The sequence below is a fragment of the uncultured Empedobacter sp. genome (genome assembly GCF_937930195.1).
GTDB classification, from domain to species: domain Bacteria; phylum Bacteroidota; class Bacteroidia; order Flavobacteriales; family Weeksellaceae; genus Empedobacter; species Empedobacter stercoris.
Genome location: NZ_CALGVK010000077.1, coordinates 46816 through 60392, shown reverse-complemented (window position 1 = coordinate 60392; position 13577 = coordinate 46816). Strand labels below are relative to the sequence as shown.

The following is a 13577-nucleotide window of genomic DNA, read 5'->3' as shown; positions in this document are numbered from 1 at the left end:
AATACCTATCCATTTATCTGGTCTTTTTGTCTTAGAAGCTAGTTCTGTTATAGGAAGTGATGAAGTATTAGATGCATATATACAATTATCATTAACTATATTGTCTAACTCTCTAAATAAATCAGCTTTAATATCAATATCTTGCCCGTCTTTGTCCGTTAATTCTCCAGGAGTTCCATTTCCTCCAAAATTTACTGCCCAATCATTATTTAAACGAAATTTGAATTTTCCATCTTTTAAAGTTGTTGTAATGACCCAAGAATCGATAGAACCATCGTAAGATAATTTTTCATCTGGACCTTCCCATCCGTTTGCAGTAGCATCACCGACTAACCCCCATGAGTAATCTTCTAATTTATATGTAAGGTTAGTCAAATCAATTGTTACTTTATATGTACCAGCTTTTACGGCGATATTTTCACCGCCTTTTTCTAATTTACCATTTGTGCCACCGTAGTCCAATTCCCATTTATTATCTTGGCGGAATTTGATATCACCATCTTTTAAAGTTGTGTAAGCGACAAATACATTAGGAGTTTCTGTTTTCCAGAAAGGAACATCTGGTCCATCCCAACCATTAGGTGTTGCAGAACCAACGATACCCCAATTTGTAGATAAATCTGTAGGATAAGGTGTTACGTTTAACGAATAAACATTAGAAATTAATGGTTGAGAACCAGGAGTACCAACTGTTGATACAACTCGATATTCTAATTCACCTTCTTTAAAAGGTTCTAAACCTAAATCTGTAGAAATTAAATTTAATTCTTTAACCGTTACATCAGCCGTTGTAGCGGATGTAGAAGTTACTGTTTTAGCATTTTCGAAATTGTTTCCTGCTAAATCAATTTCTAATTCATATTTAGGTGGAGTGTTTACACCATAATTAGCAGCAGACCATTTGAACGTCATCGCAGTTGAAGCCGCATTTTCTTCTAATAATACAATCGAATTAGATGTTGGTGCTTCTACTACAGGCGCTACAAATGTTGAGGGATCTAATTGTATGATGTCTTCATCGTCATTACATGCGCTTAACGCAAAAACACTTGCACAAGCGAACGAAATATATTTTATAAAATTTTTCATCTTAGTAACCAGGATTTTGAGTTAAGTTTGGATTTACTGCTAATGCATTGAATGGAATTGGATATATTGTTCTGTGATTATCGACATTCATACCATTTGCAATTCCTCCTTTGAAAGGCCAATTGTAATTGTTCGTAAACTTGTTAAAACGAATTAAATCCGTACGACGAGTTCCTTCCCAATACATTTCACGAGAACGTTCTGCTAAAATAAAATCTAAATTAATAGAAGTTACATTTCCAGATGTATTTCCATAAGCACGCTCACGTAATTGGTTGATATAGTTAAGGGCGATACCTGTATCTCCACCTCCTCTTAAAGCAGCTTCTGCATAATTAAGATACATTTCAGCAACACGGAAAATTGGAATGTCTACATCAGCATGCTCTCCAGTGTCGTTGTTCCCATTTGTTCCATCAGATTTTTTGTTCGAGAATTTTGTGATTGCATATCCGTTTTTAAACTCAGAAACATTTTCGATTTCGAATGTTTGTCCATCCGAATGGAACATTGCACGTTTGTCTTTCCAAGCAGTTGGATTTCCAGCTGAATTACTTTGTGTAACAGCACTCGAGAATTGATTAACCAATGCTTTTGTTGTGCGAGGACCTCCCCATCCGCCATTTACACCAAAATCTGCTGGAGCCATAGAACCTCCGATTTTCGCTTTTACAATGAAAGTAGCTCCACCGTAAGTCGTAGAATAACGTCCATCAAAATTGATTGCAAAAATGTTTTCATTTTGCGCACCATTTGTATCATTATCAGCTAAGAATAATTCGTCGTAAGCAGAACCATTTCCGTTAATATCTTTTGTATTGATTATATAACCAGATTCGATTGCTTTTTTAGCATATTCTGCTGCTTCTTTGTATTTATTTTGATTAACGTATACCTCAGAATTTAAATATAAACGAGATAATAAGGCGTAAGCTGCAACTTTATCAACACGTCCATATTCGTTAGATCTTGCATCTGCTAATAGAGATTCTAAATCTTTCAACTCCGTTTCAACAAATGTATATATTTCTTGACGATTGTTTTGTTTTGGTAACTCTAACGAAACTTTTGTAACCAAAGGAACATTCGCATATAAATCCATTAAGTTATAGTAAGCATAGGCGCGTATAAAACGAGCTTCAGCAACAAATTTTTTAACTTCTGGATCATTTTCAGCTAATTTTTCAGCTTTTTCGATGAATGAGTTAGAGAAAGAAACGGTTTGAGCTAAACGAAAATACATTGCTTCAACAAACGGATTACTTGCTCCCCAATCCATTGCATGCAAATTTGGTAAACCAGCATCTCCCCAACCAACAATTGCTTCATCAGTTGTTAACTCGTTAAGATAAAACATTAAACGAGTGTACTGAGATGTACCTTCGTCAACACCAACTATATCAGGCTGTCCAGCAGGACCTTCTTGCCCTGTTAACGATAATGAAGCGTAAATTTTTCCTAAAGCAGCTTTTGCTTCTTGAGCGTTAGAGAAAACTTCGTTCTCTGTTACCATATCGGGATCAATTGGATTTAAATTCAAATCATCATGACAAGATGTTAATGTGAATAATGAAAAGATTCCAATTAATGCTATTTTATGAATATTGAATATGTTTAATTTCATTTTTAATACGTTTTTAGAAGTTAACATTTAAACCAACGACAAATGTTCTTGGTCTTGGATAAAAGTTTCTGTCAATTCCGTCAAATACCTCAGGATCGATTCCGTCATAATTCGTGAATAAAGCAACGTTCTGAACAGCTCCGTAAAGACGAACATCCATTCCTTTTATTGCTTGTTGTAAATTATATCCTAATGTAATGTTATCGATTCTGAAGAAAGATCCATCTTCTACATAATGATCACTTGTTAGGTTAGTTGCGGTAATTGCAGAAAAACCTGTGTTGTAGTAATCTCTGTGTACATTAGATAAATATCCTTGTCCATTACCTGTTGCTTTAGCTAAGTAACCTTTTGCAGAAGCGACGTTGTTGTAAACGTAGTTTCCAATACTTGCACGAGCTGTCGCAGATAAATCCCAGTTTTTGTATCTAAATCTTGTATTGAATCCCATTGTGATATCAGCGAAAGGACTTTTGTGTAAATAACGGTCGTCTTCATTGATCACACCATCATCATTCAAATCTGCATAAGCACCCTCGATAGGCTTTCCATTTGCATCATAAATTTGTTTGTAAACTAAATATGAAAATGGAGTGTGACCTTCTTTGTGAACTTGAACATTAATCCCTGTTCCTCCATCAATTCCTCCAACGTAATTATCATTTTTTAAATTAACAATTTTGTTGTCGTTGTAAGCGATATTGTATCCAAAAGACCAATCAATATCTTTCGATTTGATGATATCAGCATTGATGCTAAATTCAATCCCTTTGTTCTCCATATCTCCAATATTTTGTTTGATTTTATTAGAGAAGTTGGTAAACTGATCAACATACACTTCAGCAATTAAGTCTTTTGTTTTTTTCTGATAAATATCTAAACTACCGTAAATACGATTTCTGAATAAAGCATAGTCAATACCTATATTTAATGTATTAGAAATTTCCCATTTTAGGTTTGGATTAACTTTTTCTGGACGATAAACTTGGTAATATTTATCTCCAAATTGGTATTGAGCTGATGACAAACTTTGTGTATAACGTGTTAAGAATAAATAATCTTCAAGACCATTTACGTTACCAACTTGTCCATAACCCACACGTAATTTCAAGTCACTAAGTGTTGAGTTGCCTTTTAAGAAATCTTCGTTCGAAATATTCCATGCAACAGCTGCAGAAGGAAAATACCCCCAACGATCATCTGGATTTAATTTAGAAGAAGCATCTGCACGTAATGTTGCTGTTAAGATATAACGGTTATCGTAGTTGTAATTAACACGACCATAGTAAGATAATAAAACACTTTCGTATTTGTCAACAACAGCTGCAATTTGTCCGATTTCTGCTTTTTCTGAATCGAATGAGAATTTATCGTAACCAAATTTTTGATAGCCATAACCTACAACAGCATTCAGAGTAGATAGACCAAATGATTTATTATAGGTTAAATAAGCATCTAATAATTTGTTAGAAAATTCGTTGCTGAAATTAGAGTAAGCTCCGTCCCATTTTGTGTTTTTACTTGGTAAAGCATAGTTTGTCACTTTTCTACCATTTGCATTTGTAATGTCGTAACCAACATTTACGGTAGCTGTTAAATCTGGTAAGAAATGTAGTTTATAATCTGCTTTTGCATTTCCAGCAAAACGTCTTGTTTCAGATGTATCGTTAACTTCGTTTATTAAAGCAATAGGATTATTTGGAGTTAAATCTCTTAAGAAATATTGTCCGTCAATCAATTGTGTGTAAACGTTGTATCCTTGCCATGAATTAATTCCGTTCGAATAAACAGATTGTGTAGGGTCAAATTCTAACGCTGCACCAATTGCATCACGATTAGCAAAAATATTCTCGATGTAAGAACCCCTTGCGTTAATTTCGAATTTTAGATGATCATCTAATAAACTTGGATTCAAGTTAACACTTAATGTTGTACGGTTAATGTTATCACCTCTTAAAATACCATCTTGATTTGTATTCGAAATAGAGAAACGAGAAGGCATAAAATTTCCGATTTTCCCTACAGCGCTAAAGTTGTGATCAAAACCTACAGCTGTTTTATAGATCAATTTTTGCCAATCAGTAGATGTATTTCCTAATTTAGCAATATCATCAGCCGTTCCATGTTCATTCACAAGTTTTCTAAATTCGTCGCCATTCATTAAATCAACCATTTTGATTGGATCATAAATAGAAGTTGTCGAATTATAGTTGTATTTGAATTGTTTGCCTTTCCCTTTTTTGGTTGTAATCATTACTACACCATTTGCTGCACGAGAACCATAAATAGCTGTTGCAGAAGCATCTTTCAGAATGGTCATCGTTTCGATATCATTCGGATTTAAGAAATCCAATGGATTACGAGAACCTCCAATTTTTTCATCTGCCAAAGGCAAGCCATCCACAACATATAAAGGTTCGCGATTTAATGAGATTGAGCTATTTCCACGAATTAATATTTTTTGGTCATCACCAGGCGCACCTCCTGAAGAAGTTACAGAAACTCCCGCAATTTTTCCTGTCATTAATTCCTGTGCAGATGTAATCGATCCTTTGTTAAAATCCTCTGAATTCAATTGATTAACAGAACCTGTAACATCTTCTTTTTTCGCTGTACCATAGCCGATAACAACAACTTCTTTTAAGTTTTCGGTCGTTTTTCCTAAACGTAATTGCAATTGTGTTTGTCCTGCATATGTTATTTCTTGATCTTCGTAGCCAAAGTTGCTAATCACGATAATATCACCGTCATTCGCTTCTAAAGTAAAATTTCCTTGTTCATCAGAAATTGTAGATACTCCTGTTGTGATGTTCGAAACATCAGCACCAGCAAGAACTGCATTGTTTGTGCTATCATAAACTGTTCCTTTAACTGCAGTTTGTGCAGATAAAATCGCAGGGCTTGATAAAACTAATGCAAGAAGAGATTGTTTTAAAATCCTCATATATTTTCCGTTTTGTTTCGTTAATTTTTAATTTATATTTTTACTTCTCAATTTCAAATGTAAGTCCTTTAATTCATTGATTGTGTATGTTGTACACTTATAATAGTTACGAAAACGTTTTCGTGTTAATAAATAATTAAATTAATTGCTGAAGGATGTTAATATTTAATAAAAAAAACAGAAATTAGTCGAATACGATTGATGGTTTAGGTAGAAAGAAGATTATGAAAAAGAATTTGACTTTAAAACAGATTGCAAAAGAATTAGATGTTTCGATATCAACGGTTTCGAAGGCTTTAAAAAATAGTGATGAAATCAGTGAAGCTACACGAAATAAAATTCAAGCTTTCGCAAAATTATACAACTACAAACCAAATAATATTGCATTAAGTTTAAAGAATCGAAAGACGAAAACTATTGCCGTGATTATTCCCGAAATTGTGCACGATTTTTTCGCTATGGTAATTAGCGGTATCGAAAATTTAGCGAATCAATCAGGATACAATGTTTTAATATGTTTATCAAATGAGTCCTACGAACGAGAAGTAATTAATATGGAAATGCTTGCTTCTGGTAGTATAGATGGATTCGTCATTTCTCTTTCCAAAGAAACCCAAGCCAAAAAAGACTATCATCACATCAAAGAAATTATCAATCAAGGTATGCCAGTTGTAATGTTCGATCGTGTAACACGTGAGGTGTATACCGATAAAGTGATTATTGATGATGTCTTAGCGACACAAGAAGCGATACAATACTTTATCAGTAAAGGACGTAAGAAAATAGGGTTTATTACAACACCAGATTACATAAGTGTCGGAAGATTAAGAACAGAAGGCTATAAAAAGACATTGAAAGCGAATGGGATTGACGTTAACGAAAATTTGATTTTAAGAATAGAAGATGAAAGTCAATTGGACACTATGATTGATGATTTTTTCGAAAAAAATGAATTTGATGCTGTTATGGCAGTTAACGAATTGTATGCTGTAAAAGTGTTAAGAACAGCTCTTAAAAGAGGGATTAAAGTGCCAGAAGATTTACATTTAATCGCTTTTACTGATGGTGTAATATCCAAAAACTCAATACCAAGCATTTCTACAGTCAAACAAAATGCATTTAAAATGGGGGAGATAGCAGCCCGACTTTTAATTCAAAAATTAGAATCAGAAAACGAACACGAACATTATATAACCGAAGTTGTCGGAACAGAATTATTGCACCGAGAAACTACAACGTTTTAGTAAGTATTTTTAGGTTAAATAATTGTAACAGTTGCAATAATCCCAAAAAATTGTTTTAACATTGTAATCTAATCAAAACATATTTTTACTTCTCAAACCAAAAATATAGTTTTGATAAGCTGAAACGCTTATCGTAAATAATTAATAATAATTACGATAATGAAAAAGCGTAGATTAGGATTTCTTGAAATCTGGAATTTAAGTTTCGGATATTTAGGAGTTCAAATGGGATTTGCTTTGCAAAATGCAAATGCAAGCCGAATTTTAAGTTCTTTTGGAGCTGATGTACACGAATTGTCTTGGTTTTGGATTGTCGCTCCATTAATGGGATTGATTGTTCAACCGATCATCGGACATTATTCGGATAATACATGGTCTAAATTTGGACGTAGAAAACCTTACTTTTTAATAGGAGCCTTATTGGCTTCTTTCGGATTAATCTTAATGCCACAAGCGGGTGCATTTACAGCATTATTGCCTGCTTTATGGATGGGTGCAGGATTTTTAATGATCATGGATGCTTCATTCAACATCGCAATGGAGCCTATGCGTGCGTTTGTAGCAGATATGTTACCTTCAGATCAGCGAACTTTAGGTTATTCTATTCAAACAGTTATTATTGGTTTAGGTGCTGTAATTGGTTCTTGGTTACCTTATGTTTTGAGCAATTGGTTTGGTGTTTCGAGCACGGCTGCAGAAGGAGAAATTCCTTTTCACTTGATTTTATCATTTATCATTGGAGCAATAGCAATTATCGTAACAGTTTTAATCACCATTTTTACTACAAAAGAATACACGCCAGAACAATTAGAAGCATTTGAAAAGGCCGAAGGAAAAGAACCGATTGTAGAAGAAAAATCAAGTCTTTCTCAAATTTTTATAGATTTTGGGAATATGCCTACAACCATGAAACAATTAGGCTTGGTTCAATTTTTTACATGGTTTGCTTTATTCGGTATGTGGGTATATGCAACTCCTGCAATAGCACACCATGTATATGGTTTATCATTGAATGACACTCATTCAGAAACCTATCAAAAAGCAGGAGATTGGGTTGGAATTATTTTCGGAGTTTACAACGGGATTTCAGCAATTTTTGCATTTTTCTTACCTTCAATTGCCTTAAAATTTGGTCGCAAAACAACCCATGCCATTTCTTTAATTTGTGGAGGTTTAGGATTAATTTCCATTTATTTTATTCATGATCCAAAATTATTAATCCTTTCCATGGTTGGAGTAGGAATCGCTTGGGCAAGTATTCTATCCATGCCATATGCGATTTTAGCAGGAGCAATTCCAGCCAAAAAAATGGGCGTTTACATGGGGATTTTTAATTTCTTTATCTGCATGCCTCAAATTGTCAACGCTCTATTGGGCGGACCTATAGTGAAATATATTTATAATGATAATCCAATCTACGCCATCGTAACAAGTGGAGTTGCTTTAATCATAGCTGCACTTTTTGTAACGCGTGTAAAAGATGTGGATGAACCAATCAAAGCATAATCATTTTGAAAACTAAAGCATTTATTTTCGATTTAGATGGTGTCATCGTAGACACTGCAAAGTACCATTATTTAGCATGGAAAAATTTAGCAAATAATTTGAATATCGATTTTACACACGATCATAACGAGTTGCTAAAAGGTGTTTCTCGTGTACGTTCCTTAGAAATTATCCTTGGATTAGGAAGTGTTCATGCATCAGATGAACAAAAAAACGAATGGTTAATTCAGAAGAACGAAGAATATTTAGGTTATATCAACAAAATGGACGATTCTGAAATTTTACCTGGAGTCATGAAAGTTTTAAACTTTCTGAAAGCAAATCATCAACCCATCATTTTAGGCTCTGCTTCTAAGAATGCACGACCAATTTTAGAAAAAGTAAATATTCTAAATTATTTTGATGATATCGTTGATGGAAATGACGTTACGAATGCCAAACCAGATCCAGAAGTTTTTATCGTTGGAGCTAAAAAAGTCAATCAACCAAATGAGAATTCAATCGTGTTCGAAGATTCTGTTGCAGGAATTCAAGCAGCAAATGTTGCAGGTATGACAAGCATAGGAATTGGAGATTCTTCGGTTTTGAATGAAGCCAACCATAATTTTAACAATTTTACAGAAATCACAGAAGAATTCTTAATGGAATTGATCAATCAATAAAACACAAACAACTTACAATACAATAAAAATGAATCAAGATTATATCATCCCGAATGCATGGTCAATTATCGAAGAAGGGTTTGAAAAAGATCGCGTAAAATCGTCTGAAAGTTTATTTTCTATCGGTAATGGAGCAATGGGACAACGTGCAAATTTCGAAGAATTTTATTCAGGTGATACGTTTCAAGGAAGTTACATCGCTGGAGTTTATTATCCTGATAAAACAAAAGTGGGATGGTGGAAAAACGGTTATCCAGAATATTTTGCAAAAGTGTTAAATGCACCAGTTTGGATCGGAATTAACATCGAAATTAATGGTGAACAATTTGATTTGAATACGTGTAAAGAAATCAAAAACTTTCGTCGTGAATTGAATATGAAAGAAGGTTTATTGGATCGTTCTTTTGTAGCTACTTTACCTTCTGGATTAGAAATTGAAGTGTTTGTTCGTCGTTTTCTTTCTGCTGATTTGGATGAATTAGGTGTGATAAAATATGATATCAAACCGTTGAACGGTGATGCGAAAATTGTTTTTAAACCTTATGTAGATGCTGGTGTAAAAAATGAAGATGCCAATTGGGAAGAAACATTTTGGGAGCCAATTTCGTCAGAAATAAAAGCTGAACAAGGTTTTGTACAAGCACAAACGTTTAAAACACACTTTAATGTGGTGACTTTTATGGAAAGTAAAATTTCTATTAATGGAAGTTATCAACAAGTCAAATCAATTTCCAATGTTAAAACGAATACAAAAGTTGAATTTACATATGAAGTTGAGGTTAAAACCAATGATACAGTAACCATTGAAAAATTTGGAGGTTATGTTGTTTCAACAAATCATCTCGAAAATGAATTGATTTCTGCTGCTGAAAAGGTTTTAGAACAAGCGAATAATTTAGGTTATGAACAATTGTTAATAAACCAAAAAGAGGCTTGGGCGAAGACTTGGGAAATGGCAGATATTACGATAGATGGTGATACGAAAGCACAACAAGGAATTCGTTTCAATATTTTTCAATTAAACCAGACATACTCAGGAAAAGACGCACGTTTAAATATCGGTCCAAAAGGATTTACAGGTGAAAAATACGGTGGATCTACCTATTGGGATACAGAAGCGTATTGCTTACCGTTTTATATGGTAACTAAAGATCAAAAAGTAGCACGAAATCTGTTAATGTATCGCTACAATCAATTGGATAAAGCGATAGAAAACGGAGCGAAATTAGGTTTCAATAAAGGAGCTGCATTGTATCCAATGGTTACGATGAACGGAGAAGAATGCCATAACGAATGGGAAATTACCTTCGAAGAAATTCATCGTAATGGAGCAATTGCTTTTGCGATTTACAATTATACTCGTTTTACGGGTGATGAGTCTTATATTCCTGAAGCTGGTTTAGAGGTTTTATTAGGAATTGCACGTTTCTGGAAACAGCGTGTTAATTGGTCAAATGACAAGAAACAATATGTCATGTTAGGTGTAACAGGACCTAACGAATATGAGAATAATGTGAATAATAACTTTCACTCAAATTATTGTGCGCAATGGTGTATGAATTATTTGATTGATCAAGTTGAAAATGTTAAAACAAATTATCCACAAGATTTTGAACGAATTGTCGCTAAAACAAATCTTACAGATACTGAGTTAGCAGAAATGAAAAATATTGCAGCAAATATCTATTTTCCATTTAGCGAAGAATTAGGAGTTTACTTGCAACAAGATGGTTTCTTGGACAAAGATTTAACACCTGTTTCTGAATTATCTAACGAAGAACGACCAATCAATCAAAAATGGTCGTGGGATCGTATTTTACGTTCAGCTTATATCAAACAAGCAGACGTTTTACAATCATTCTATTATTTCGAAGATCATTTTACAAAAGAGCAATTAGAAAAACATTTTGATTTCTACGAACCATTAACGGTTCACGAATCATCATTATCGCCTTGTGTTCACTCTATTCAAGCGGCAACGTTAGGAAGAATGAATCAAGCATATACCTTCTACTTGAGAACTTCTCGTTTAGATTTAGATGATTATAACAAAGAAGTTCACGAAGGATTACACATCACATCAATGGCAGGTACTTGGATGTCGATTGTAGAAGGATTTGGTGGAATGCGTGTTAAAAACGATCAATTATATTTTGAACCACGTTTACCAGAACAATGGAAAGGGTTTTCGTTTAAAATCAATTTCCGTAATCAAATCCTAAAAGTCAATGTAAATAAAGGAGAAACTACTTTCGAATTGGAAGGAACAAAGCCATTAGAGGTTTATGTTTTCGACCAAAAAGTTATTGTTCAGCCTTCAATTTAATAAAGGGAATTCAAATACCTTGAAGGCTTTGGCTTTCGAGGTATTTTTATTTAAGGTTATAAGTTTTAAGTGATGTGTTCTACGTTTTTTTTTTTGGAAAACGTATTTAAAGCCTTGACTTTTTTGATTCGTTTTTGTGTCAAGACTTCCCCAAAGGCATATGAATTCATATAAAAGAATTTAAAATAGTCATGAATAAAAATGAATAATAAAAAATAAACAAAATGAAAAAACTATTCGTATTAACCTCTTTACTATCAAACTTTGCTTTTGCTCAAATACAAAAAGTAGAGCCCATGTTTTGGTGGAAAGGGATGAAAAATCCAGAAGTTCAAATTCTGGTTTACGGAAAAGATATCAGTAAATACAGTATTGAGTTATCGGATCAAATAAAGATCAAAGATATTCAGAAAACAGAAAATCCAAACTATGTTTTTGTAACGGTTAATACAAATGATGTAAACAAATCATCCTTTAAAATTAACATCAAAAACAAAAATAAAGTTGTTGATTCGTACACGTACGAGTTAAAAGATCGTCAGCCAAATTCTGCCAATCGTTCTTCTTTTACGTCAAAAGATGTGGTGTATTTAATCATGCCAGATCGTTTTGCAAACGGTGACGAAAGCAATGATTCGAAAAAAGTATTGACTGATAAAGCCAATCGTTCTATTCCAGATAGTCGACATGGTGGAGATTTGCGAGGAATTATTAATAATGTAGATTATATTCAAAATCTTGGGGCAACTGCAGTTTGGTTAACGCCTGTTAATGAGGATAACGAAAAACAACATTCGTATCATGGTTATGCACAGACAGATTTATATAAGATTGATGGACGTTACGGAACAAATGAAGATTATCGAGAACTTTCTCGTGAATTGAATAAACGTGGGATGTACTTAATTCAAGATTATGTAACCAATCATTGGGGAATTTCGCATTGGATGATTCAGGATTTACCATCGCAAGATTGGATTCACAAATTTCCAGGAGGAAAAGATGGTTTCCGTCGCTCAAATTATCGGACAACAACTCAGTTTGATAAAAATGCTTCGGAAATAGACAAAAAAGAAGCGTTAGACGGTTGGTTTGATTATACAATGCCAGACATGAATCAATCAAATCCTTTGGTATTAAATTATCTGACGCAAAATGCCATTTGGTGGATAGAATATGCAGAATTAGGCGGAATGCGTGTGGATACATATCCGTACAATAACAAAGAAGGAATGGCAAAATGGGTAAAAGCTATTACGACAGAATATCCTAATTTTAATATCGTAGGTGAAGCGTGGATGTATTCGCCAGCTCATATTTCGTATTGGCAAAAAGATTCGAAGATTGCTGAAATTGACAATTATAATTCACATTTGCCTTCTGTAATGGATTTTAATTTATTCTCAGAATTACCAAAAGCAATCAAAGAAGAAGAGTCTTGGGACAAAGGAATGATCAAATTGTACAATTCGTTTACAAATGACTTTTTATACCCAAATGTTAACAACATGTTTGTATTTATGGAAAATCACGATACAGAGCGTTGGAACGAAATGATGAATGGTAATATTAATGATTATAAACTGGGGTTATCATTAATTTCTACTGTTCGTGGAATCCCGCAAGTGTATTATGGTTCTGAAATTGGTATGCGTGGCGATAAAAGTAAAGGGGATGCAGATATTCGTCGCGATTTTCCTGGTGGATGGAAAGCTGATCAGAAAAATGCTTTTACAAACGAAGGAAGAACTTTGGAGCAAAAACAATTTCACGATTTTACAGCAAAAGTTTTCAATTGGAGAAAAAATAAAGAAGTGATCCATTCAGGGAAAACAAAACATTATATGCCACAGCAAAATGTTTATGTATATTTTAGATACAACGAGAAAGAATCTGTAATGGTTGTTTTGAATGCAAATCCAGAAAAACAAACCTTCAAATTAGATCGATTTACAGAATCATTAGATGGAATTACTTCAGGTAAAGAGATTATTTCAGATAAAATATTTCCAATTAAATCAAGTGAAGAAATCTCAATTGATGGTAAAACTGCAATGATTATTGAACTTAAAAAGTAATAAGTCATCCTGAACTGCCGCACTGAGCATGTCGAAGTGCAGGGTCACATAAAGGAGAGAATGAAAAACTGAAAACAGTTCAGCTCAACATGTAATTTATAGCT

The 13577-nt window shown here is 33.6% G+C and carries 8 protein-coding genes; 5 read left to right on the top strand and 3 right to left on the bottom strand.

All coding sequences use genetic code 11. From position 1 onward, the window contains the following. The 3 genes from Q0616_RS04780 to Q0616_RS04770 form a co-directional block, all read right to left on the bottom strand. The coding region (locus Q0616_RS04780; RefSeq protein WP_298775490.1) for a SusE domain-containing protein at positions 1-1089 on the bottom strand (1089 nt) is incomplete at its 3' end. 1 nt (position 1090) lies between these two features. Next, a complete protein-coding gene (locus tag Q0616_RS04775) occupies positions 1091-2713 on the bottom strand; it encodes a RagB/SusD family nutrient uptake outer membrane protein (RefSeq protein ID WP_171622847.1) in 1623 nt (540 codons plus the stop codon). 13 nt (positions 2714-2726) lie between these two features. After that, positions 2727-5657, bottom strand: coding sequence for a TonB-dependent receptor (locus tag Q0616_RS04770; RefSeq protein ID WP_171622846.1), 2931 nt, complete (start codon positions 5655-5657; stop codon positions 2727-2729). Between the two features lie 224 nt (positions 5658-5881). Between Q0616_RS04770 and Q0616_RS04765 the strand changes: the two genes are divergently transcribed. The 5 genes from Q0616_RS04765 to Q0616_RS04745 all read left to right on the top strand — a co-directional run bounded on the left by Q0616_RS04765 (position 5882) and on the right by Q0616_RS04745 (position 13473). Continuing rightward, positions 5882-6901, top strand: coding sequence for a LacI family DNA-binding transcriptional regulator (locus Q0616_RS04765; RefSeq protein WP_286484238.1), 1020 nt, complete (start codon positions 5882-5884; stop codon positions 6899-6901). Between the two features lie 159 nt (positions 6902-7060). Further along, on the top strand, positions 7061-8407 hold the full coding sequence (locus Q0616_RS04760) for an MFS transporter (protein ID WP_188319576.1): 1347 nt from the start codon (positions 7061-7063) through the stop codon (positions 8405-8407). Between the two features lie 5 nt (positions 8408-8412). Next, on the top strand, positions 8413-9069 hold the full coding sequence (pgmB, locus tag Q0616_RS04755) for a beta-phosphoglucomutase (protein ID WP_298775482.1): 657 nt from the start codon (positions 8413-8415) through the stop codon (positions 9067-9069). 28 nt (positions 9070-9097) lie between these two features. Continuing rightward, entirely contained in the window at positions 9098-11395 is a 2298-nt protein-coding gene (locus Q0616_RS04750) for a glycoside hydrolase family 65 protein (RefSeq protein WP_298775480.1), read from the top strand. 224 nt (positions 11396-11619) lie between these two features. After that, positions 11620-13473 carry a glycoside hydrolase family 13 protein gene (locus Q0616_RS04745; protein WP_284584242.1) on the top strand — a complete coding sequence of 618 codons (1854 nt, stop codon included), beginning with the start codon at positions 11620-11622 and terminating at the stop codon, positions 13471-13473. Positions 13474-13577 lie beyond the last annotated feature (104 nt).